This is a genomic window from Candidatus Protofrankia datiscae (assembly GCF_000177615.2).
Classification (GTDB): Bacteria; Actinomycetota; Actinomycetes; order Frankiales; family Frankiaceae; genus Protofrankia; species Protofrankia coriariae.
The window spans coordinates 4,989,078-5,012,285 of the sequence record NC_015656.1 but is presented as its reverse complement, the minus strand read 5'-3'; the positions used below and the strand labels follow the sequence as shown (position 1 = coordinate 5,012,285).

Annotated in this window: 19 protein-coding genes; 7 read left to right on the top strand and 12 right to left on the bottom strand. The window is 70.4% G+C overall.

Annotated elements, in window-relative coordinates; genetic code table 11:
• Nucleotides 1-1,433: 1,433 nt before the first annotated feature.
• Together FSYMDG_RS23510 and FSYMDG_RS21110 are read left to right on the top strand one after the other, a co-directional pair.
• Nucleotides 1,434-1,793: a hypothetical protein gene (locus FSYMDG_RS23510; RefSeq protein ID WP_050803613.1), complete on the top strand. Its 360-nt coding sequence runs from the start codon at nucleotides 1,434-1,436 to the stop codon at nucleotides 1,791-1,793.
• Nucleotides 1,759-2,985 (top strand): GGDEF domain-containing protein, encoded by a 1,227-nt coding sequence (locus FSYMDG_RS21110; protein WP_050803612.1) that lies wholly within the window; start codon nucleotides 1,759-1,761, stop codon nucleotides 2,983-2,985. The genes FSYMDG_RS23510 and FSYMDG_RS21110 overlap by 35 nt, the downstream gene beginning before the upstream one ends.
• A gap of 232 nt (nucleotides 2,986-3,217) precedes the next feature.
• Here the strand turns inward: FSYMDG_RS21110 and FSYMDG_RS21105 are convergent, their stop codons facing one another.
• The 8 genes from FSYMDG_RS21105 to FSYMDG_RS21070 form a co-directional block, all read right to left on the bottom strand.
• On the bottom strand, nucleotides 3,218-3,721 hold the full coding sequence (locus FSYMDG_RS21105; protein ID WP_013875412.1) for a DUF3618 domain-containing protein: 504 nt from the start codon (nucleotides 3,719-3,721) through the stop codon (nucleotides 3,218-3,220).
• Nucleotides 3,722-3,935: 214 nt separating this feature from the next.
• Nucleotides 3,936-5,339 (bottom strand): proline--tRNA ligase, encoded by a 1,404-nt coding sequence (gene proS, locus FSYMDG_RS21100; RefSeq protein WP_013875411.1) that lies wholly within the window; start codon nucleotides 5,337-5,339, stop codon nucleotides 3,936-3,938.
• A 201-nt stretch (nucleotides 5,340-5,540) separates the two neighbouring features.
• The gene (locus FSYMDG_RS21095) at nucleotides 5,541-5,825 is read right to left on the bottom strand and encodes a hypothetical protein (protein WP_013875410.1); all 285 of its coding nucleotides are present in this window, start codon (nucleotides 5,823-5,825) and stop codon (nucleotides 5,541-5,543) included.
• A 243-nt stretch (nucleotides 5,826-6,068) separates the two neighbouring features.
• Nucleotides 6,069-7,142 (bottom strand): A/G-specific adenine glycosylase, encoded by a 1,074-nt coding sequence (locus FSYMDG_RS21090; protein WP_013875409.1) that lies wholly within the window; start codon nucleotides 7,140-7,142, stop codon nucleotides 6,069-6,071.
• Between the two features lie 211 nt (nucleotides 7,143-7,353).
• The gene (gene disA, locus FSYMDG_RS21085; protein WP_043604169.1) at nucleotides 7,354-8,433 is read right to left on the bottom strand and encodes a DNA integrity scanning diadenylate cyclase DisA; all 1,080 of its coding nucleotides are present in this window, start codon (nucleotides 8,431-8,433) and stop codon (nucleotides 7,354-7,356) included.
• Between the two features lie 108 nt (nucleotides 8,434-8,541).
• On the bottom strand, nucleotides 8,542-9,993 hold the full coding sequence (radA, locus tag FSYMDG_RS21080) for a DNA repair protein RadA (protein ID WP_013875407.1): 1,452 nt from the start codon (nucleotides 9,991-9,993) through the stop codon (nucleotides 8,542-8,544).
• Between the two features lie 223 nt (nucleotides 9,994-10,216).
• Nucleotides 10,217-10,774 (bottom strand): hypothetical protein, encoded by a 558-nt coding sequence (locus FSYMDG_RS21075; protein ID WP_013875406.1) that lies wholly within the window; start codon nucleotides 10,772-10,774, stop codon nucleotides 10,217-10,219.
• Between the two features lie 399 nt (nucleotides 10,775-11,173).
• Complete coding sequence (locus FSYMDG_RS21070; RefSeq protein WP_013875405.1) at nucleotides 11,174-12,067, bottom strand: hypothetical protein; 894 nt, start codon at nucleotides 12,065-12,067, stop codon at nucleotides 11,174-11,176.
• A gap of 454 nt (nucleotides 12,068-12,521) precedes the next feature.
• Here FSYMDG_RS21070 and FSYMDG_RS21065 point away from each other — a divergent pair, with 454 nt between their 5' ends.
• The 5 genes from FSYMDG_RS21065 (at nucleotide 12,522) to cysS (ending at nucleotide 17,012) form a co-directional block, all read left to right on the top strand.
• Entirely contained in the window at nucleotides 12,522-13,004 is a 483-nt protein-coding gene (locus FSYMDG_RS21065) for a CarD family transcriptional regulator (protein WP_006545253.1), read from the top strand.
• A gap of 61 nt (nucleotides 13,005-13,065) precedes the next feature.
• Nucleotides 13,066-13,749 (top strand): 2-C-methyl-D-erythritol 4-phosphate cytidylyltransferase, encoded by a 684-nt coding sequence (gene ispD, locus FSYMDG_RS21060; protein WP_043604166.1) that lies wholly within the window; start codon nucleotides 13,066-13,068, stop codon nucleotides 13,747-13,749.
• A 333-nt stretch (nucleotides 13,750-14,082) separates the two neighbouring features.
• Complete coding sequence (gene ispF, locus FSYMDG_RS21050) at nucleotides 14,083-14,577, top strand: 2-C-methyl-D-erythritol 2,4-cyclodiphosphate synthase (RefSeq protein WP_013875402.1); 495 nt, start codon at nucleotides 14,083-14,085, stop codon at nucleotides 14,575-14,577.
• Between the two features lie 131 nt (nucleotides 14,578-14,708).
• Nucleotides 14,709-15,104: a PPOX class F420-dependent oxidoreductase gene (locus FSYMDG_RS21045; protein WP_013875401.1), complete on the top strand. Its 396-nt coding sequence runs from the start codon at nucleotides 14,709-14,711 to the stop codon at nucleotides 15,102-15,104.
• A 321-nt stretch (nucleotides 15,105-15,425) separates the two neighbouring features.
• Complete coding sequence (gene cysS, locus FSYMDG_RS21040; RefSeq protein ID WP_013875400.1) at nucleotides 15,426-17,012, top strand: cysteine--tRNA ligase; 1,587 nt, start codon at nucleotides 15,426-15,428, stop codon at nucleotides 17,010-17,012.
• A 290-nt stretch (nucleotides 17,013-17,302) separates the two neighbouring features.
• Here the strand turns inward: cysS and FSYMDG_RS21035 are convergent, their stop codons facing one another.
• From FSYMDG_RS21035 to FSYMDG_RS21020, 4 genes are all read right to left on the bottom strand, one after another.
• Nucleotides 17,303-18,481, bottom strand: coding sequence for an FHA domain-containing protein (locus FSYMDG_RS21035; RefSeq protein ID WP_050803611.1), 1,179 nt, complete (start codon nucleotides 18,479-18,481; stop codon nucleotides 17,303-17,305).
• A 67-nt stretch (nucleotides 18,482-18,548) separates the two neighbouring features.
• Nucleotides 18,549-19,829 carry a vWA domain-containing protein gene (locus tag FSYMDG_RS21030; protein ID WP_013875397.1) on the bottom strand — a complete coding sequence of 427 codons (1,281 nt, stop codon included), beginning with the start codon at nucleotides 19,827-19,829 and terminating at the stop codon, nucleotides 18,549-18,551.
• Entirely contained in the window at nucleotides 19,826-21,124 is a 1,299-nt protein-coding gene (locus FSYMDG_RS21025; RefSeq protein WP_013875396.1) for a PP2C family serine/threonine-protein phosphatase, read from the bottom strand. The genes FSYMDG_RS21030 and FSYMDG_RS21025 overlap by 4 nt, the downstream gene beginning before the upstream one ends.
• Before the next feature lie 7 nt (nucleotides 21,125-21,131).
• Entirely contained in the window at nucleotides 21,132-22,601 is a 1,470-nt protein-coding gene (locus FSYMDG_RS21020) for a hypothetical protein (protein WP_013875395.1), read from the bottom strand.
• Nucleotides 22,602-23,208: the final 607 nt, after the last annotated feature.

Sequence of the window (23,208 nt, the reverse complement as noted above, 5' to 3'; positions counted from 1 at the left end):
ACGTTCAAACGTACGATTGATCACATCCTCTTGTCGCTGCCGGACCGGCGTGTAAAGGTCGTGTACAGATAAAGGGTTCGCAGGTGGTCGGACCGGTTCCCTGATATTAGGAATCAGCTGGCCCGGTAGGGCCGGGGGCGTCGTGCCACCGACAGGTCGTGGACGGCGTGGTCATGTTTTTCCGGTGCGTTTGCCCCCGGTCGGACGCGGCTGCCGCGGAAGCCGCTCGGGGAGGTCCGGAAGGCCCAGCTTCCCGGGGTGTGCGGTAGCGTGCGAAGCGTCGGTGTCCGGGTCCGCCCGGGACTTCCAGAGCCGTCCGGGTAAATACGTTCCGTTTCGTATCCGGAAGCCCACGGGACTGCCCGTGGTGTCGCTTCCCACCGTCCGTCCCCGTGCTGTGGCGTCGTCCGGTGACGGTGTTTTCGGTCACCTGTCCCGCTGTGATGAAACCGGTTTGTGGCATATGCCGCACCCAGGCCGCCGCCGGCGTCCGCGGCTGAGCGGACAAGCAACGCCCGCTGCCCGATCCCGAACTCCATAGCGATGTCCAGCCAGCCCCGCAGGCCGCGTGGCCAGGCCGGTCGCCGGTGCCGGCCACCCCGCCATGGTGGGCCGACGGCGGCGCGTAGCGCACGGATCTCCTGGCTACACATGGTGGCCGCGCTGCGGATAGGACGGACCCGTACGTTGCTGGAGAAAAGCATTCCTCCATACTGTTTGACTGAACCCGAAGACGGACGAACAAGTCGACGTAAGGGATGTCGGTCACGTGATGCTTTGGGCGTATCAGCCGTTGTCCTCCGGTGGGCCGGCCAGCCGGTCGTTCGCCGGCGCGGACCAGCCGTCCGCGCCGAGATGGCGACGCGGCGGAGGAACCGGGTGGGGTACGGCGGCGAAGCCGCTTTGCGTCACGCATAGTGGCCGTCACGGCTTCCCGGTGGATCAAAGAGAGCGCGATTGTACCGCTTTCGCTCGGGTGGTCCGGAAGCCGGTCCGGCAGGCCCGGTGGTCCGGCTTCCCGACGGGACCAAGGTTCTGTGATCATGATTCTGTTGGCCATGGGACCGCGGTCCGGAAGGCTCGCAAGCCGCTTCGGCGGACCCGACATCCCAGGCTGTCGGGAGATCTCAGCCGGCTGGCGCCGGTCGTCACCGAAGTTGTCCGGGAAAGCTGGCCGAACCGGTTGCCGGACATCGTTGCCAAGTAATTTGGAAGGCTTTGCCCATCGGAGTACTATTTTTGTATCGTATCGTCGGTATGAGATTTTCCACGCCGCCGGACAGGTCCGGGCATCTCGTCATGAAGGCCGTTTCCAGGATGACACGAACCCTGACATTTCACCGAGCCGTCCGGACGGGCGGGTTTCGCGGTCGGCCGCCCTGCCGCCGGGAGGCGACCTGATGGGGCGGGGACGGGCGGATTCCGACCAGGCCGTGGGTCGGCCGTGGCTGCTCTATCTGACGGCCGGCACCGTTCTCATGATCGGATACTGGCTGACACCCGTCGGTGATACGGGGCGGGCGGCGCTCTACTGCCTGATCGGCGTGTCGTCGGTGGTGGCGGTCCTCATCGGTGTTGTCCGGTTCAGGCCCACGCCGCGGCTGCCCTGGCTGTTGCTGGGAGCCGGCCAGGTCGTGTACGTGATCGCCGGCATGACCTGCTGTCTGCTGTACGACGTACCTGGCATCATGGATTTCCGGACCGTCTCCGACGCCTTCTTCCTTCCTGCTCCGCTACCCCTTCGTGGTTACGGGCCTGGTGCTGCTCGCCCGGTACCGCACCCCCGGGCGTGACCTACCTGGTCTGCTGGACGCCGGAACGTTCGCGGCCGCCGTGACCATGTTGGCGTGGGTCTATCTCATCGGGCCCCGCGTCCGCGGCGGCCCCGGCTGGCTGGGTGAGGCCGTCCCGTTGCTCGGGCACCCGGCCATGGATCTCGTCCTGTTCGCGGTCGGGCTCAAACTACTCCTGGGATCCGGCCGTCAACCGTTGGCTCTCTTCCTGCTCATGGGAAATCTTGTGGCAGTCATGACGGCGGACACCCTGTACGGCCTGCAACGGTTGAACGGCGCCTACCAGCCGGGAAACATCCTGGACGTGATGTGGCTTGCCGGTTCTCTCGCGCTGGGCGCGGCGGCGCTGCATCCGACAATGGCCCGTATTGCCGACCAGGCTCCGGCCGGCGACGTCGGCCTCGGCCGATGTCGCCTTGCCGTTCTGTTCGGTGCCGCCCTGGTCGCACCTGTCACAATGCTGGTGCAGTACGCCCGCGGGATCACCCACGACATTCCGGTGATCGCCGTGACGTACGCCCTGATGTTCCTGTTGACGATCGCCCGGATGACGGTCCTGCTCTCCGACCAGCGTCGGCTGGCAATCACCGACGCACTGACCGGCCTGTACACCCGCCGTTTTCTTGAGGCGGAACTGCCGATAGAGCTCGCCCGGGTACGCCGTACCGGCGGCCTACTGGCTCTCTTCATCATAGATGTCGACCATTTCAAGGCGATCAACGATCATTACGGTCATCCAGCGGGTGACCGGGTGCTTGCCGAAATCAGCGTCCGGCTGCGCGGGACCACCCGCCTGGGCGACGTACTCGCCCGTTATGGCGGTGAGGAGTTCGCGTTGCTGGCCCCCAACGTCCATTTGGACGAGCTCAGCGTGGTCGCTGAACGGATGCGGACCAGGGTGGCCGCCAGCCCGATCACGGTGAATGCCGACATCTCGCTTTTCGCCACCGTGTCGGTGGGCGCCTGCGCCTTTCCCGTGCATGTATCGGACCAGGTGGAGCTGGTCGGTATGGCGGACCGGGCCCTGTACAGAGCCAAAGCGCTGGGACGGGACCGCACCGTGGTATGGGACGACGTCGCATCAGCCACAGCCGTGCCCGGGGACGGGCCCAGCAGCGCCGCCGACAGCCGAGAGGCCCGAGAAACCCGGGAGACCCGGAACGCGCATGACATCCGCACCACAACCGCGTGAGGCCGTTGGCGTCGGGATCGGGAACCCGGGAATACGAAAATACGGCGAACCTGGCGGACACGGATATACACGGGGAGACGCAGGAAAGCCCGACCGGGTCCGGCAGCCGTTGCCGCATCCGCGGTCCGCTGACCGAAGCGGACATGCGACCAGCTGACCGTACGCGGTCAGCTGACCGGCCGTTTCATGCCCGGTCACGCGGCGGCCGAGGTGGACTTACGTCCAGGCGAACTTATTCGTACCAGTTCCGATGGCGGCGCCGCCACATGACGGTGAGGACGGCCGCGCCGGTCACCGCCGTACCGGCCACACCGGCCGCCACGGCCCGGGTGGCGCCGGGATTGTCCGCGGCCCGGCTGCGCGTCGTCCGTATCACCTGGCCCGTGGATTCCCGGATTTTTCTGGTGCCCGCGGCAATCTGCGGATTCTGGCCGGCCCGGTGCACCAGTTCGTCCGCGGTCTGCCTGGCCCGATACGCGCCGGCCGAGGCCCTGTGTGCCGTTATCGACGCTTTGGGTCCGAGCTCACCCGCATATCCGGCGAGTCGGGTGCGGGCGCCGGCCGTGCCGCTGACTACTCGTTCCCGGGCGTGGGTCACGGCGCTGCGGGCGTCCTCGGCGGTCCGTCCAGCGACCCGGCCCGGACTTACCCGCTCCGATAGCAGACCGAGTTCTTCGCTGAGCCGGGACCTGGTCAGCTCGATGTCCGTTCTGATCTTGTCCGGATTCTCGCCCATGAACGTGCTCCCGTTCTCCTCGATACTCGCGACCGTGCGACAGCGCGGAAGCTCCCGCTCGGACCGGAATCCGCTCGGGCGGGAGCCACGTGGCGGCGTGGCCGTGTCGGCGGTCGGGCATCACAAGCCCGATCTTGGAAATACCCGGGGACGACAGAATTAATCGGCAATACGGCCATTGGCCCGCGGGCCGTGGCCCGGCCAGCGGGCCCGATCAGTAGGCCCGGGCGACGATGCAGACCAGGTCGGACTCGTCCCCGCTGTCCGGGAGCGTTCCGTCCGGCCGCTGGATGCAGCGGACGGTCAACGACTCCTCGGCGAGCTTGGCCTCGCCGCCGTCACCGACGGCGGCCCACGGCAGGCGGGCGAAGCCCACCGACGCCGCCTCGACCGCCTCGGCGAGGTCCGACACGTCGCGGGTGCGGGCGTCACGAGCGGCCAGGGCCGTGTCGTACATGTTCTGCTGGACGTCGTCCAGCAGCGCGGGCACCCGGGCCAGCACGTCGTCGAGCGGTACGGTGATCTTCTCCGAGGTGTCGCGGCGGGCCAGGGTGATGCTGCCGGCGGCAAGGTCGCGCGGGCCGATCTCGACACGTACCGGGATGCCCTTGAGCTCGGCGTCGGTGACCCGCCGGCCGAACGACAGGCCGGGGCGGGCGTCGAGCTGGACGCGCACCCCGGCGGCCTGCAGCCCCTCGGTGATCTGGGAAACCCGCTCGAGGAGCGCCGCGTCGTCCCGGACGGGTAGCACGATCACCTGGACGGGTGCCAGCCGCGGGGGTATCCGCAGCCCGTTGTCGTCACCATGCGCCATGATCAGACCGCCGATCATGCGGGTCGACGAGCCCCACGACGTCGTCCACGCCAGGTGCCGCTGGCCGTCGGCGCCCAGGAAGTCGATGTCGAAGGCGCGCGCGAAGTTCTGCCCGAGCTCGTGGCTGGTCGCCATCTGCAGCGCCTTGCCGTCGCCCATCATCGCCTCGAGGGTGAGGGTGTTGATGGCGCCGGCGAACCGTTCCTTCGCGGTCTTGCGGCCGACGAGGACAGGCAGTGCGAGCACCGAGGTCATGAACTCCCGGTAGACCTCGAGGTGGATGCGGCGGGCGTAGGCGGCGGCGTCCGCCTGGTCGACGTGCGCGGTGTGCCCCTCCTGCCAGAGGAACTCGCTGGTGCGCAGGAACAGCCGGGGGCGCAGTTCCCAACGCACCACGTTCGCCCACTGGTTGAGTAGCAGCGGCAGATCGCGGTAGCTCTGCGTCCACTTCGCCATGTACTCGCCGATCACGGTCTCGCTGGTCGGGCGGACCACCACCGGCTCTTCCAGCTCCTTGCCGCCGCCGTGGGTGACGACCGCGAGCTCCGGGCTGAAGCCCTCGACGTGCTGGGCCTCCCGGCGCAGGTAGCTTTCCGGGATGAACAGCGGGAAGTAGGCGTTGACCGCCCCGGTCGCCTTGATCCGGGCGTCCACGTCGGCCTGCATCCGCTCCCAGATCGCGTAGCCGTACGGTCGGATGACCATGGTTCCCCGGACCGGGCCGTTGTCGGCCAGTTCAGCTTTGGCGAGCACGTCCTGATACCAGCGAGGGAAGTCCTCGCCGCGGGGAGAGAGTATGGCCACCCGCCCACGATATTGCCTGGCCGTCCCGTGCGGTCCACCTGCCCGGAGGCGATGTGGCCGTCACGGTTCGCGGCCAGGTCACGGCTAGGGCTAGTGGGACGGCCTGGCGTCACACGCGCCACGGCGCCGCGTGCGCCGTCTCTACCGCTTACCTCTGCTTACCTCTGCACGCACTTACCTCTACACGTACCTCTACATGCGCTACACGGCCGGTCCGGCCAGGTCTTCGGGGCTGTCGCCGTAGCATCCTGGTCTTTCTCGGAAGACCAGTGACAGGTCGACGTCACCGTGGAAACTCACCAGCGCGGCCTGCGGCGGCACCATGATCATTGCGGATGTCAGGTCGGACGCGGTCGCTCCGGTGCTGAGAACGAGTTCGTGGTCGACCAGTGGGCCGTGCCGCACCGTCACCACCTCGGCGAGCGAGGCCGGCGCAGCGGCGGGTATGCCTCGGGGTTCGGGAACAGGGTCGCCGTCGGTGTCCATGTTCGGGCCTCCTCGATGTGAAGTTAGCAATCCGGTCCGATGCGTTCGCGGCCAACTGTGTGGTCCTTTTTCCGGCCAACTCGAAACGATTTACGAATTACGCTCTTCAGCACCATTTCCTGGGATCGGCACTGTTTGCTTCGGGCTGGCCGGCTTGTTGCCGGATGCTCACGGAATCTTATCTTGCTTTATAGCAAATACCGAGGAAGGTCGGTCGGCCCGGGGCTCCGTTCGCTGGGTGGGCTATCCGCCGGATGGGCTGCGCACGCCGGGCCAGGCCTGTTCGCCGGGCAGGGCGTACACACCGGGCGCGACCGCGACGACGAGGCCGTCGTCGAGCAGGCCGTGCAGCGCACGGCCGCGCTGTACGGGCTCGTCCCACACGGTGTCCAGGACGTCCTGCGGCACCGGGACGGGTGACTCGCGCAGCACCGCGAGCAGCTTTCCGCGTACCTGCCGGTCGGTCCCGGCGTAGCTCTGCGTGCGTCGGCCCGTGTCCGCGGCGGCCGGGCTGCCCGCCCGCCGCCAGGCGCACTCCCGCCGCAGCGGGCAGGCCTCGCACCGGGGGGTACGCGCGACACAGAGCAGCGCACCGAGCTCCATGAACGCGGCGCTGGCCTGAGCCGCGCTCTCTGCGTCGTGGGGCAGCAGGGACTCGACCAGTTCGAGGTCCCGGCGTGACACGGCCGTTCGCTGGTCGTCGCGGCCGTTGACGGCCCGGCCGACGAGCCGCCGGACATTGACGTCGATCACAGCGTGGCGCTGACGGAAGGCGAACGCGGCGACCGCTCTGGCGGTGTAGGTCCCCACTCCCGGCAGCCGAAGCAGATGCTCCAGGTCGTCGGGAACCAGCCCATGGTGCTCCTCCGTGATGGCCACCGCGGCCTGGTGCAGCCGCAGCGCCCGGCGCGGATAGCCCAGGCGCCCCCACATGCGGACGGCCTCGCCGGCCGGCTCCGCGGCGAGCGCCGACGGGGCGGGCCAGCGGTCCAGCCAGGCCTGCCATGCCGGCAGCACCCGGTTCACCGGCGTCTGCTGCAGCATGATCTCGCTGACGAGAACCGCCCAGGGGCTCGCCTCCGGGTGCCGCCAGGGGAGGTCACGGGCATGGGTCGCGTACCACTCGAGGACGGCGTCGGCGAACGCCGTCGAAGCCCCGGGGCCGGGCCTGGCAGCCGTGGCGGCCACGGGTGCCACAGCGGCCGGTTCGGCCGCGTCGACCGACACCGCGTCGGCCGCATCGGCTACGGCGGCCGCATCGGCCGCGGCAGTGGTCACGGATGCCGAGGTGGCCGTGGGAGAGGCGGTGGATGCCATCCCCGCCATCCTGGCATGGCCGCCGGCCGGGCAGGCCGGGGCCCACAGGTGGGCTGGGCCGCGCGGCCCACCGCCATCGGTCGGCGGTCATCGGCTGGCGGCGCGCGTGACGCGAACGGACGCCCGTCTCCGCGCTGTCCAGCGGTTCACACGGACACGTGAGGGTGCACCATGCGGTGCTTCACATGCGGCCGCACACAGCCGCTCCGGTCTACACGTAGCGTTCGAGGATGCTGGATTCGGCGAGGCGGGAGAGCCCTTCGCGGATGGCCCTCGCGCGCGCCTCGCCGACGCCCTCGACGGCCTGCAGGTCGTCCACGCCGGCGGCCAGCAGCTTCTGCAGGGTGCTGAAATGGTCGACGAGCCTGTCCACCACCAGCCGTGGCAGCCGGGGCACCTTGGCCAGCATGCGGTAGCCGCGGGGGCTGACCTGGCTGTCGAGCACGTCCGCGCCGCCGGAGAAGCCCAGCGCGCGGGCGAGCACGGTCAGGTCCAGCAGCTCCGTCGACGACATCGCGGACAGCTGCGCCAGCACCTCGGCGGCGGTACCGACCTTGCCCCCGGACGGCAGGTAGTCACGGACGGTGAGTTCCCGCTCGGTTTCGACTCCCGCCATCAGCTCCTCGAGCTGGAGGGAGAGCAGCCGGCCGTCGGTTCCCAGCTCGACGACGTAGCCCTCGATCTCGTCGGCGATGCGGCGGACCATCTCCAGGCGCTGACTGACCGATATCGCGTCACGAACGGTTACCAGATCTTCGATCTCGAGCGCGGAGAGCGTGCCGGCGACCTCGTCCAGCCGCATTTTGTAACGCTCAAGGGTGGCCAGTGCCTGGTTGGCCCGGGACAGGATCGCGGCCGACTCGTCGAGGACGTAGCGCCGGCCCGCCACGTACAGCGCGATGATGCGCATCGACTGGCTGACCGAGATCACCGGGTACCCGCTCTGCTTGGCGACCCGTTCGGCGGTGCGGTGCCGGGTGCCGTACTCCTCGGTGAAGATCGTCGGGTCGGGCACCAGGTGGACGGCAGCGCGCACGATCCGCTGAAGATCGGACGACAGGACGATTGCGCCGTCCATCTTCGCCAGCTCCCGCAGCCGGGTGGCGGAGAACTCGACGTCCACCTCGAAACCGCCCGTGCAGAGGCCTTCGACCGCCTTGTCGTGACCAAGTACGATCAGGGCGCCGGTGTGGCCGCGCAGGATGCGTTCAAGCCCGTCCCGGAAAGGGGTACCGGGGGCGACAGTGGCCAGTGTCGCCCGGAAGGTGTCATCCCCGGGTGATCCTGCCATCTGGCTCCCTCTGTGTCGGGGCGTCCCGCCCTGGTCATGGTATCGGGCCGGCTGCTTTGCCATGCCGCTCCTGCGATGTTGTAGCGGTGTTTTCACCAGATGTGCTTTTCATTCGCCTGGGCCGTACATGTGCCGTATCGCCTGGCCCAGGTCGCAAACCTCGATCGTCGTCATGTGCTCGGGCGCCGGGCCGGCGTCCGGAGGTACCAGCGCCCGCCGGAAGCCGAGTCTGAAGGCCGCGGTCAGCCGCCGGCGGACCGCGCCCACCGAGCGGACCTCGCCGGCCAGGCCGACCTCACCTATCGCTATCAGGTCGCCGGGGATGGGGCGGTCCTCGACACTGCTGATCGTGGCCAGCGCGATCGCCAGGTCGGCGGCCGGTTCGGCGAGCCGGACACCGCCGACGGTCGCCGCGTAGACGTCCGACTTCCCCAGCTGGATGCGGCCACGGCGTTCCACGACGGCGAGGATCATCGCGACCCGCGCCGAGTCCAGCCCGGAGACCGCCCGGCGCGGTACGGCCGCGGCCGAGCTCGCCACCAGCGCCTGCACCTCGGCCACCAGCGGCCGGCGGCCCTCGACGGCGACCGTCACGCAGGTGCCCGCCACGCCGTCCATCGGCCCGCCGTCGTGCCAGCGGGACAGGAACAGCCCGCTGGGGTCGGCGACCCCGCGGATGCCGCCGTCGCCCATCTCGAAACAGCCGACCTCGTCGGACGGACCGAAGCGGTTCTTGCTCGCCCGGACCAGGCGCAGGGACGAGTGGCGCTCGCCCTCGAAGTGCAGGACGACGTCGACGAGGTGCTCGAGCAGGCGCGGCCCGGCAACGGTGCCGTCCTTGGTCACGTGGCCGACGATGACGGTGGCCATGTCCAGCGCCTTCGCCGCCCGGATCAGGGCCGCGGTCACCTCCCGGACCTGGGTGACCCCGCCGGCGGCGCCTTCCGCCGCGGCGGTGGTGATGGTCTGTATCGAGTCAACCACAAGCAGTTTGGGGCGGACCTCGTCGACGTGGGTGAGGAGGGCTTCCAGGTCGGTCTCGGCGGCGATCCACAGCTCGGGGTGCACCGCCCCGGTGCGGCCCGCCCGCAGCCGTACCTGCGCGGCCGACTCCTCACCGGTGACCACCAGCGCCCGCGCGCCGGAGGTGGCGCTACGGGCGGCGACCTCGAGCAGCAGCGTGGACTTGCCCACGCCCGGCTCCCCGGCCAGCAGGACGACCGCCCCGGGCACGAACCCACCGCCGAGCACCCGGTCGAGCTCGGTGACGCCGGTCGGACGGCTGCGGGCCGTGGTGACGTCGACATCCGACATCGGACGTGCGGGCGCCGTGACCACCGCGGCGGGTCGCGCCGTCAGGTTGCGGCTGCTGACCCGGTGGGCCGCGCGGGCGGGGGGAACCTGTGCCTCGACCGTCCCCCACGCCTGGCAGCGCGGACAGCGACCGGTCCACTTGACGGCCTCAGCGCCGCATCCGCTGCATCGGAAGCCGCCCGAGGCGACGCGAGAGCCGGACGGGCCTGGTGTGCTCGGTCGGGGAACGGGAGGCCGAGAGGACATGGCCCGCACCGTATAGGCATGCTCCGACAACTACTACGGGGCGGTGGATAATCGACGTTGTCGGCTGTACGACAACGATTATGTTGATCTGTCCCAGCAGATCATAATGATCGCTTTTGCCTGGATGTCGTCCGGCCCGCGGCAACGCGGCACCCCACTGCCCAGCGGCGACACCGAAGCCGGCTGCCGCGACCCGCGGTAACGGCTGCCCAGGCCGTTCGGGTCAGTGCGCCCGGTCGGTAGAGGCCACGGCGCGCGGCGTGGGCGTCGCGCTGGTGGCCGCGGTGGCCTGCGCGGACGCCCCGGGAGCGGCCGGCTCCACCGGGACGTTCAGGGTGACGCTGCCGGCCTTGGCGAACGTGAACGTGACCGGAATCGCCTGCCCGACGAGCAGTTCGCGGTTCAGCCCCGTCAGCGTCGGAGCGCTGCCGTTGGCGATGTAGATAACGCCGCCACCGGGCTTCAGAACCGACGACGCGGGTGCCGCGCCACCGTTGGCCGCGTCGGAGCTGACCTGGATGATCTGGTCCTCCTGGGCCCCCCCGTTGAAGAAGGCCGAAACCACCTGGGCGTCCCCGCCCCTGGCCGCCGGCCCGGCCACGTAGACGTTGCGCAGCGCGATGGTGCCGACGGCACCGGACACCGTGTTCGTGGTCGTGCGGGCCTGTGACGTCAGCGCGTCGCTGCCGGCCGCGCAGGCGGAGAGCGCGGCCGTGCCGATCAGCGATGTGGCGGCCACCAGCAAGGCGGTCGCGGTACGCACACCCGGGCGGTGGCTCACGAGTCGGCTGCTCCTCGGTGCGGAACCGACGATCGTCACGTCGGTGTCGGTTGACCCCGTCGCCGGGCCGGCGGACGGGACGGGCACGGTCCCAACCCCAGGACGCACATTCGCACAGAACTCGCATACGTGCAGAGTTCGACCGCGGACCACATGTTAGTGCAGGTCCTCCCGCGGCGCGGCGAACCAGCCATGGGACGCCGCCGCGCGGCGGGCCCGCTAGCCGACACCGGGAGACGGCCACGACAAACCCATGGCAAGCCATGACAAGACACAACAAACAGTAACAAGACGGACGGGCCGCGACAGTCATGCCCGCAGCGCCTGTTCGGAACATCGCCGCGCGATGGACGCAGGGTCGGCCCGGGGCCGGTCGGGCCAGGCCGGGCCGGGAGGCGCCTATCGGCCCGGCAACGCCCCCAGCCATCCCTCCAGGCGGTCACCGACGGTGAAGATACGTGGCGGGTGCACCAGGCGGCCGTCCATGGCGACGAGCAGCAGGGTCGGCTGCCGGGGGTCGGCCCGGTACAGCCGGGACAGGGAGGCGCCCGGGTCGTTGTAGCCGACGGCGAACCCCGCGGCCGCGTCCGGCTGACGGACGAGCCGCTCCAGCGAGGGGTCGTCGGTCCACGGCGCCACAAGATAGGTCGGTATCGGCCGGCCCTCCCGGGCCTGGCTCACGATCTCGTGGATGGCCCGCGGGCACTCGCAGGCCACCGGCAGTAGCACGATCAGCGCTGGTCGCAGATCAGTGGCGGGACGGGAGGTACGGGCGGTACTGAGCGGGACGCCCGGCAGCAGCCCGCCGACCGCGCCCGGCGGCACGGTCGTGGACGCGAGCGGGACCGCGCCCTGCGGCGCGAGCGGCCGCGGATGCGCGAGGACGAGCGGCACCATCGCGCCCAGCGCCGCGAGGACGATGACGATCAGTGCGACGGCAGCCCCGGAGGTGTGGCGAGGGCGCCCGCCCGGTGCCCTCGGCCGGTCACGTCGGTCGAGCCGCTCGAGCAGGTCGGGTCGGTGACGCCTGCCGGGCCGGCGGCGCCGGCCGCGCAGGCTCCGCAGGCCCGGGACCAGCCGGTCGACGCGCTCCCGCCGCCGTTGCGCCCGCAGTTCGGCCTGGTAGGCGACCACCTCGTCGTCGAGATCGCTCAGGTCGTCAGGGATCCTGACGTCGACCGGGGGAAGCTCTTCCCAGCGTTGATGCGGAAGGTGGGCGTGCTGGTCGTCCTCGTGGCCGGGGCCGTTTCCGTCGTCCCCGGAGGCGGGAGGCGGCGGCGGTGTGACGTGCACCCCTCCATCGTGGCCGATGGACGGTCCATGTGCCGGGTGGTATAGGAAGCTGGTGCCGTGTCAACAGGGCGGACGCCAGCGGGGCGCGCATCGTCCGGGGGCGGCATCGTCCGGTACGGCGCGGCCCGGGGTGTCGTACACGGTCGCGTGACGACACCCCGGGTGGATTCCACCAGCGGGTGCGGTCCGAGCGGCGCGGCGGTGTGGCTGCCCTACCCCGTGACGCCGATCACGGCGTCACGGGGTAGCGGGAAGCACGGCAACAACATCCGGGTGGGCTGTCCATGCTGGTGGCCATTGCCCGTTTCGCCTGGTCCGGAGCGTCGCCGAGGCGCGCTGGACGCGTCACCGGGACGTCCGGACGGGCCGTCGCCGGCCTGTTCCACAAGCACGCGTCTGACCTGCGTCGATGCACGCGTGTTACCCTGGTGAAGGCGGAAGGGGCACTTGACACATGGCGTTCCAAGTCGGCGAGACCGTTGTTTACCCACATCACGGTGCTGCTCTCATAGACGCGATTGAAACACGCGTCATCAAGGGCGAGGAAAAGCTCTATCTCGTGCTCAAGGTTGCGCAGGGTGACCTCACTGTGCGCGTCCCCGCAGACAACGTCGGGATGGTCGGTGTCCGTGATGTGGTCGGCCAGGACGGCCTTGAGCGGGTGTTCGAGGTCCTGCGGGCCCCGCACACCGAGGAGCCAACCAACTGGTCGCGGCGTTACAAGGCGAATCTCGAGAAGCTTGCCTCGGGTGACGTGAACAAGGTCGCCGAGGTCGTTCGTGATCTCTGGCGTCGTGATCGCGAAAGGGGGCTGTCCGCTGGTGAGAAGCGCATGCTGAGCAAGGCGCGTCAGATTCTGGTCAGTGAGCTGGCGTTGGCCGAGGGCACCAACGAGGACAAAGCCGAAGCGATGCTCGACGAGGTACTGGCGGGTTAGTCGCGGCGGCGGATACTCCGGATAGCCAACGCGTTGAATCTATTTGACGCTTTTTATGCATATGTCTGACCGTGTGGCCGCGGTCGTGCCGGCAGCCGGCCGCGGCGAGCGTCTTGGTGGATCCGTACCCAAGGCACTTCGTTCGTTGGCCGGCCGCTCCCTCGTCCAGCACGCGGTCGAGTCACTGACCTCCGCGGCCCTGGTCGATCAGGTGGTCGTCGCCGCTCCGACCGCGGAGCTGGACGCGTTCGCGGCGCTGCTGGGGCCTGGCGTACAGGTGATCGCAGGTGGCGCCGAGCGGATCGATTCCGTGCGGGCCGCTCTCGCGGTGCTCGACGAGACGGTCGGGGTCGTCCTGGTGCACGACGCGGCCCGTCCGCTGACGCCCCCGGCGCTTGTCGACACGGTCGCGTCAGCGGTCCTGGCCGGAGCGCCCGCGGTCATCCCGGTGCTGGCGGTCAACGACACCATCAAGCAGATCGACGACACCGGCCGGGTCGTACGGACAGTGCCGCGCGATGTTCTGCGTGCCGTGCAGACCCCGCAGGGATTCCGCCGGGACGTGCTGGACGACGCCTACCGGCTCAGCGCGACGCTGCCTCCCGAAGTGGCGATCACCGATGACGCAGGCCTGGTCGAGGCGCTCGGCGTGGTCGTGATGACCGTTCCCGGGGCACAGGAGGCGTTCAAGGTGACCCGGCCTGCCGACCTGGTCCTCGCCGAGGCGCTGCTCGCACACCGCTAGGGTGTTTTCCGTGGATCTTGCTCGATGCGGGCGGCCAGCTGGGCGCCGATCCGCGCGAGTGAAGATCCACGGGAAATGCCCCAGGGTGCGGCTGATGGATGTTGGTCGTCTGGGCGCGGCCCGCGCGATCAGACATCCGCCGGACACGCCCTGACGCGGCGACCATCTACCCGCGCCGGATCCCGACAACACCGGATCCCGGCAACACGGTGGTCGTCGCGGTTCCGATGCCGCTGGAATGCCGACGCCGCTGGAACGGCATCCGGGTCGCGGAGCGCTCCGGCTCGCCTCCGGCCGTCTCCTTCTCCCTGAGTGATGTGTAAGTGATGACGTGTGAGTGAGGTGAGGGATCTGTCCGGACTTCCTCGGGTCGGGCTCGGTGTCGACGTCCACCCGTTCGCGGAGGGCCGCCCCTGCTGGGTGGCGGGCATTCTCTGGCCCGGTGAGACCGGGCTCGACGGTCATTCGGACGGCGACGTCGCCGCGCACGCGTCCTGTGACGCGCTGCTGACCGCGTCCGGGTTGGGGGATCTTGGCTCGGTCTTCGGTACCGGCCGGCCGGAATGGGCCGGTGCGGCCGGGGTGGCCCTGCTGGGTGAGACGGCGAGGCTGCTGGCCGAGGCGGGCTGGACCATCGGCAACGTCGCCGTGCAGATCGTGGGCAACCGGCCGCGCCTGGCCGGCCGGCGGGTGGAGGCACAGGAGGTCCTGGCGGCGGCGGTGGGCGCGCCGGTGAGCGTGTCCGCCACCACCACCGACGGCCTCGGGCTGACCGGCCGTGGCGAGGGGCTCGCGGCGATCGCCACCGCGCTCGTGGTCCGCGCCTGAGCGAGGGCGCGTCCAGGAGCGTCGTGGGCCCGACCTGGCTGTCCGGTTGTTATGCCTGATTGGCATGACAACCGGACGGCCGTCGACCGGATGACAGGGTGGGAAAGCGACAGGAGCGGCAAAGGAGCCTGATGTCGTCATATCTGCCCGAGAAGGTCAAGAAACTCGCGGATTCCCCGATCTACGTGACGCTTGCGACGATCCGGCCTGACGGGTCTCCGCGAATGACTGTGTTGTGGATTGCTCGTGATGGCGATGAGCTTCTGTTGTCCACAATTCGGGGTCGTGCCAAGGAGCGGGATATCGCCCGGGATCCGCGGGTGGGAATCATGTTCCTCGACCAGCGGGATCCCTACGGATATGTCGAGGTCCGGGGGCGGGCCACACTGTCGGAAGAGGGAGGTCGCGAGCTGATCGACGCCCTCGCGCTGAAGTACACCGGCGACGAGACGTATCGCTGGGACGCACCCGAAGCGACACGGATTGTCATCCGTGTCACCGCCGAGCGGGTGTTCACCACCGGTTGACGGCGGTGGTCCGGTGCGCGGCGGCCCGCTGTGGCCCGATGTGCGGCCTTATGTATGGCCTGATGTATCGCCAGGTACGGCGAAACCCCGGGGATCCACCATTGTGATTTGTGATCTTCCGTTGTGACGTGCCGTGCACCATGCTGTGCGTTATACCATGCACGGCTCGTTCCGCATACTGTGCCCGGGCCGCACGTCATCCGACTTCGACCCTCTACCGGAGTCGGATTTCATACATGTTGCGGGCCGTTCATGGAACGGAGTCGTGTCTGACACGGGTGGCGGGGGATCCCGCGTGGGGCTGCGCCGTACTCTTGACAGATGGGACTCCACATCTACGACACGCGCACCCGGCGCCTGCGGCCGTTCGAGCCGCTGCGCCCCGGTCACGTGAGCGTGTATGTCTGTGGGCCCACCGTCCAGTCCCCGCCGCACGTCGGACACATCCGTACCGCCGTGGCCTTCGACCTGCTCCGCCGCTGGCTTGTCGCGTCCGGGCTCGAGGTGACCTTCGTACAGAACGTCACCGACATCGACGACAAGATCATAATCAACGCCAGCCGGGCCGGCGAAAGCGTGTGGGAGCTGGCCACCCGCCAGACCCGGGCCTTCGACGACGCCTACCGTGCGGTCGGCGTCCTGCCACCCACCATCCAGCCGCGGGCCACCGGGCACATCCCGGAGATGCTGGCACTCATCGGCAGGCTGGTGGACACCGGCTATGCCTACCCCGGCGGCGGCTCGGTGTGGTTCCGGGTCTCCCGCTTCGCCGGCTACGGCGGGCTGTCCCACCAGCGCCCGGAAGCGGTCCAGGCGTCACCGGAGTGCGACGAGGGCAAGGTCGATCCCCGTGACTTCGCGCTCTGGAAGGGCGCGAAGCCCGGCGAGCCGTTCTGGGAGTCGCCGTGGGGGCGCGGCCGGCCGGGCTGGCACATCGAGTGCTCGGCGATGGCCGGCAAGTACCTCGGGGAGGTCTTCGACATCCACGGGGGCGGCCTCGACCTCGTCTTCCCGCACCACGAGAACGAGCGTGCGCAGTCGGCCAGCGCGGCCCACTCCCACGGGGGCGCCGGCGGGGGCGCGCCGCAGATGGCCCGCTACTGGATGCACGTCGGTCTGCTGACCACCGGCGGCACCAAGATGTCGAAGTCGTTGGGCAACTCGTTCCTGGTCAGCGACGCGTTCGAGCAGGTCAGGCCACAAGTACTGCGCTACCATCTGCTGTCGGCGCACTACCGTTCGTCGCTGGAGTACACCCCGGAAGGGCTGGCCGAGTCGGCGGCGGCTCATGACCGGATCGAGACGTTCGTCCGTAACGCGCTCGACATCCTGGGCGGGCCGGACGAGGCCGCGGCGCTGGCGGCCGAATGCGCCACGAACCCACGTCGGGATCCCGCCGGGCAGGGCCAGGTGAAGGGCGGCACACGCCAGGGCGCCCGTTCGTCCGGGCGGGCCGGGGCGGTGGTCATCGCCGCCGGCGCGGCCGCGCATGCTTCCGCGGGCGACGACCCGGCCGAGGTGGACAGCCCGGCACAGGCGTGGGCGGCCTTCGCGGCCGCTCTGGACGACGACCTCGCGATCTCCCGGGCGCTGGCTGTCCTCTTCGGCGCGGTTGGCCGCGGGAACCAGGTGCTGTCCAAAGCGCGGCGTCGGGAGCTTGCCGGCTGGGTCGACGTCGTGCGCAGAATGCTGGTCGTCCTCGGGCTCGACCCGGTCAGTCAGTGGCCAGCGGCCGGTTCCGAGCTGCGGCCGGCACTCAACGGCGTCATGGAGATCGTTCTTGATCTGCGGTCGGCCGCGCGTGCCCGACGGGACTACACCGAGGCGGACGAGATCCGGTCCCGGCTGGCCGCCGGCGGCATCATCGTCGAGGACACACCCGAGGGGCAGCGCTGGCACCTGGCGTAGGAGCGCCGGCCAGCCAGCCGGTCAACGGACAGCCGGTTAACGCCAACAAGATAGCCAGCCGGCCCCAGGTAGCCAGGTGGCGTGGGCAGTGTTCACGCGTCCGCGCACGAGCCTGATCCAGGTGAGCCTGATCCCGGTGAGTCTGTCGTTCGGTACGCCTTCCGGCCTGACGGGCGTCCCGAACGACGGACTCACGCAGATCTTCTTGGCTGGCCGGCGCATGGTGACGTCGGCCAGTGGCCGTGCCGCTGACCGCTGTTACCGCTGACGGCTGTTACCGGGAACAGCCGTCAGCGGGAGCGGATCGTGACCCTGGTCCAGGCTCCGAGGTACACCCGGTCGCCGTGATGCAGCGGTATCGGCTGACCCGGTGGGATCGGGTTCGGCTCGTCGTTGATCCGGGTGCCGTTCGTCGATCCCGGGTCGAGCACCGCGTAGCTGCCGTCCGGCAGGAGCTCGAGCATGGCGTGCGCGCGTGAGATGCCCGGGTCCTCGGGGGCACCGGCCAAGTCGATCTCCGGATGGATCCCACGGGACTCACTGCGCCGCCCGATCAGCAGCCGGGAGCCGTTGAGCGCGAACACCCGCCGAGGGTAGATCGTCGGGAACGGGACCCGATGGTCGTCACCGCTGTCGTAGTACTCCCGCTCGGCCTCGACGACCACGTCCCAGCTGGCCTGGACCGGCAGTGGCCCACTGGGGCCGGAACGCGGCTCCGCCGGAACGGGCGCGGGACGCTCCAGCAGGACGAGGTCGAAGCCGCACACCTCGCAGAAGCGGGCACCCACCTCGTTCGGGTTGTGGCAGTTCGGGCACGCGGCATAGCCCTCGACCGGCTCCCGAACATCCCGCGCCGGACGCTCGAAGCCAGCCTGGTTCGGCGGGGGCCGGTGGTAGTCGGTGGCCGGTGCTCCCGTCGAGGGGCGGGCGGCGGCCCCGCGGTCGAGGCCGTACGGGTCGTCGACACCGCCCGTGCCGGGCGCGGGGGGCGCGGGGGACCGGTACGGGTCAGCCCGCTCGTAACCCCACAGGTCGGCCCGGTACGGCTCGTCGGAAGGCTCGCCGCGGGGGTCCCGGTAGGGATCGGGCGGGTAGCCGTCCGCGCCGTAGCCGCCCTGGGCGTAGGGGTCGGGCGGGTAGCCGCTGGAGGAGTATCTCTCCTGGCCGTACGGGTCGCGGCCGTACCCGCTGGCACCGTAGCCACCGGCTAGATGGCCGGCGGAGTCGTAGCCGTCCTGGGCATAGCCGTCCCGTCCGAACGGGTCGCCCGGCAGCGACGGGTTCGGACCCGACTGCCCCGGGCCGGCCGGCAGCGGCCCGGAGCCTTCCGCCGGCCGCCGGCCGTAGGACGGCTCCCCGTGGCCCCCGGCGGCATGGTCCGGCTGGTGCGGTCGCCCGCGACCTGACGACCCGGTCGTCCCGTCAGCGGGATGAATGACATAGGGCTCCTGGTTGGCTACAATCCGCATACCACATTGATCGCAGTAGTCGGGAGCCAGAGACAGGTGCCCGTCTGGGCAGCGTGCACTCACCTGATCACCTGTTCACCCTGACGGTCCTGGTCGACCGTGTGTCAAGGACCATTTCGTCAATGGTGTCGACGTTCCGTTTCAGCCGAACAGTACCTGCGCTTGCGTCCTCAATGTCGACCACGTGTTGAAGTAGGCGGTATGTACCCTCGTTGCCGGACTGACGCGCCAGCTGTGCGCTTCGACCAAGTTTGATGGTAGCGGTCGCCTCGTCGCCGTCGCGTCGGGCCTGCAGTCCCTCCTGGATGGCCTGGGCGAGCTCGACCTGGCCGGTGTAGGGGCCGACCTCGGGTGCGATCCGGGTGGACAGGTCGATGTCGCTGGTCCAGACCGCGCGGACGCGCTCACGGCACCGCACCTGGCCGGACACGACCACGCCGACCTGGGCGGCCAGCATCTCCATATCGTCTGTACGTGGTGGAACGGTGACGCATAGATGATAGTCGCGGGATTCACTGCCCCATGCGCCGGTCGGATAATCGACAGTCAGTTCGTCGACTCGCGTGGCAATTCCGGTGAGATCTGTCACGAATGGTGCGACCTGTCGCAGAAAACGTACAGTGGCGTTACGTGGCGTCCACACCCGTAGGCTGACCCGGTCCACTGCCCGGTTCGTCGCGTTATTGATCATGGATTGGAAGTCGGTGGCCAGGTCCTGCGGGCGCCGGACCGCGTCGACCGTGCCGAGCAGGGCCGTCGCGACGCGGCGGAGCTCGTCGACACGCCAGTCCGCTCCCACGCCCCGGCAGTCGCACTGGAAACGCCCGACGCACGCGGCGACGGCCTCGTCGAACTCGGCCGCGCGCTCGCCGTTGCGTCCGTCGGTCAGCAGGATCGCGTGGTGGATGGCATCCGGCCTGGTGGCCATCAGCTCCCGGGCGCGGGTGAGCCAGCGGCCGATCGCGGTGCCTCCGTCGGCGTCGACGCGTCCGATCCGCTCCTTGGCCGCGGCCCGCGTCCGCTCGTCGGCCCGGACGAGCTCACGGCCGGCCGGATAGACGGCCTCGGCGATCCCCGACCCCCGCACGATCGCGAACCACGTGCCGTCGGGCAGGGCGTCGACCGCGGCCGCCGCCGCCCGCCGCATTTCGACGATCTTCGTCCGCGGGTTGCCCATGGAGCCGGAGCAGTCCAGCAAGATGACCTCGGCGAGCTCCACCGGGCCGCGCTGGCCCGGCAGGCCCGCCGGGTCGTACGCTCCCCGGACGGTGACCACCGCGTGCACCTCGCCGTGGCCGTGGGCCAGGTACTCGTTCTGGAAGACCTCCACGGTGAACGGCGTGGTCATCGCTGCTCCCTTCCGGAGGTGTGCCGGTCGGCGTGCCCGTCGGTGGGGTCCGGCCCGACCTGCGCGATCACGACCGTGATGTTGTCGTGGCCGCCGCGGTCGATCGCGTGCCCGGTCAGATGACGGGCGATCATGAGCGGTGAGGCGTTCGGCGGGAGCTGGCCGACGACCGCGGCCATGTCCTCGGCACGGGAGAGGTAGTTCCACAGCCCGTCGGTGCAGACCAGCACCGTGGCCGAAGCGGGCAGCGGGAAGGCGCGGACGTGCGGGGTGACGTCCTCGGCGTCGCCCCCGAGCCAGCGAGTGAGGGTGTGGGCCCGCCGGTCGGTCTCGACCGCGGAGGCGGGGATCAGCCCGGCGCGGGCGGCTTCGGCCGCCCAGGTGTCGTCCTCGGTCAGCCGCTGGAAGCAGCGCGTTGTGAGCAAATACACTCTGCTGTCGCCGATCCAGCCGACGGTCACGTGCCCGGTGCCGTCCCGTTCACGGGTGATGATCGCCGCGGCCAGCGTGCAGGACGGTGAACTGCGCCCGATGGCGGGCATCCGAGCCACCGCGTCCTGCGCGGCGGCCACGGCGGCACGCACCGCCTGTTCGGCCCGCCTCGGGGGCAGTTCCTCGCTGAGCGGGCCGGGTGGGAGCGGGCCAGGTGGGCAGGTCGGGAGGTCGGCGTCCGGCCAGTCGGTGCGGTGGTCGCCGCGGCGGCCACCGCGGTCACGGTAACGATCATGATGGTCGGGCGGGTCGCGATCCTCACCGAGGTCCGCGCCGAAGCCGGGGTAGCCGAACCCGTCGGGGCCGGCCGGTCTGCCGCGGTCATGGTCGGTGCGGGGCTCCGCGTCGTCCCGCTCCCCGCCGGGGCGGGGGCGGGTGATGGGCCGGGCGAGGATCGCCGCCGCGGTCGCCGCCGCCACCTGGGCTGCCGCCCGGGCGGCCAGTCCGGATCCGGGCGTGCTCGACACGCCGTCACAGACCACCGCGATCAGCGTGGAGCCGACCATGAAGACGCCCATCGCGTCCTCGTTGGTGGTGTGTCGTACCCCTCGGTCACAGACGCCGGCGATCGGGCCGAGGTCGATCTCACGATGGTCGGCGTCATCGGTCCCTACCGGTGGTGTGGCCCGCAGCAGCGTTCCACACGCTTCGCAGAAGCGGTCGTCCGGACGTACCGGAGTCGCGCACGCAGGGCAGCGACCCCCGTTCTGGTCGATTCCGTACCGTCCCTTCCCCGTGGCGGGGTCGTGGCCTACCCGCCCGGTCTCCGTGCCTTCGGCCGTGGCCTGTCCACGGCCGATCACGTGCGTATCACCTGGTCGGACCAGCGTCCACGGGCGGACGCGGTCTGCCGCCGCCCTGGCGGCACACCGGGGCCAGGCTGTCGGAGCCGGGTCGGCATGTCGGCAGTATCAACCGAGGCGTCGCGGCGACGCCGCGGCCAGGAGCCTTCCCTGCTGGACGCGCGCTCGACCCATTGTGCGCCGAGGCCGGCCCGCGGCCCCCGTCCGGCCGTGAGCGAGCCGGACCGTCCGCTCCCAGCCTTGATCCTGACCCGGAATCCGCGCCCGATCCCGGCCCCGCTCTCGGCTCCGGCCCTGGTTTCGGCTCCGGGTTCGGCCCTGGGTTCGACGAGGTGCGGCGATCGACCGCCGCACCGAAGGCGTGCACCAGCGCGGCGGCCCGGTCGAGATCGGTCGGTGCCGTGTACAGCACCGACCGGGCCTGTCGGTACAGGCCGGCAAGTTCCGGTTCCGCGGCGACACCGCGTCCGACCGCCTTGGCCTGCCAGCCGGCCAGCAGCCCGCGCAGGTCGTCCCGGGTACGCAGCATGGCCGCGTTGGCTTCGGCGACCCGGCGGGCGGAGATCGCGGTGGCGTCCGCGAGCTCCCGCCAGCGATCGAGGCCTCGGCTCGCCTCCTTCCAGCGGCCCGCCGCCGCCGTCGCGGTCAGCCGGTCGAGCCAGGTCCGCAGGCCGTGACGCTCGTCGTCGAGCACGTTGTCGGGCAGACGGGTCAGGGACGCTCTCGACCGCAGGACGCGGCCGCGGGCCCGCTCGGCGTCCGCCGCGGCCTGCTCGATGAGAGCGATGATGCCGGTCAGCAGCTCGTGGGCCTCCCGCAGCGCCTGGGGCAGGGCGTCGTGCCGTCTGGCCAGTTCGTCCAGCCCGCTACCGGCCGCCGCGACCGCCGCCGCCAGCTGCGCGGACAGGCTCTCGGGCAGCGAGAGCGGATCGGTGGCGGCTCGCTCGGCGAACTCGGCCAGCAGCCGGCGGGCGATGGCCAGGCCCGCGTCGTCGTCCAGGCGCAGCCGGGCAGCGGTCGCGGCGGCGGTGGCGATCCGCTGTTCGGCCGTGTGGACGATGGCCAGGTGGGTGTTCCAGGCGGCTGTGATCTCGTCGATGCAGGTGCGTACGGTCCGTAGCGCCGCGTCGGTACGGCTGGCCAGCTTCGCCGGGCGGACGCCCAGCTGTGGCACCGGGCCGTGCAGCAGCAGGTCCAGCTCGTCGATGGCGCGGGCGTCCAGCCGGGCCCTGTCCCCGCGCAGGGCGCGTGCCCGTCCGGCGAGATCGGTGAGGACGCTGTACCAGTGCCAGGCATCGGTCAACGCGCTCAACGCGGTCGTCGCCCGCTGGCGGGTGCCGCCGGTGAGCCGGTCCGGAACGAGTAGGGCCCGCTCGGGCGCGTTCTCCAGGGCCATCAGGGCGGCAGCCTGGGACGCGACCGCCTTCGACAGCGCGGTCAGGGTCCGGTCGATCCGCTCCTGGGTCGTGTTCACCATGGTCACCGGCCTCGATGCCGCGGTAGCGCCGGATCGGGTGCCGGTCCGGTGGCTATCCTGGTGATCGTCCCTGTGATCGTCCTGGTGGCCCCACCGGTGACCGGGTGTGGGCCCGTCCAGCGGGACAGGGCCGCGAGCATCCGGCCGGTGCCGGTCGCCTCGAGCGCTCCGTCGGGCCGGCGGGGCGTCATCGGCACTCGTCGCCGTGTCGCCGACCGTCCGTCCAGGTGCGTCCGGTGCCGCCAGCAGCGGTTACTGTCCGTGCCGCTCGCGGGGTGCGGAGCCGACCGACGCCGGCGGGCGTCCGTATGTGGGGCCGTGCCTGGCGTGCCGTCATCGCGGTCACCTGCGTTACTCGTGATGATGTGGCTGCCCGTGGTGGTACGGGCCCGGTGGCGGGGGTGCCAACTCCGGCGGATCCAGTGAACAACGCCGCGGATGTGTTGGCCGTCACGCTCTGACGATAGTGCTGCTGTCGCGGGGTTTGAGATAGGGGTTGTGCCGATCCGGTGTCACCTTGCGGACAGACAAGCCGTCCGGACGCTGCCCCGGCGGGCCGTGTGTCCTGGCACCGTCCTCGTATTGCGGCGGTCAGCCGATCGCGCTC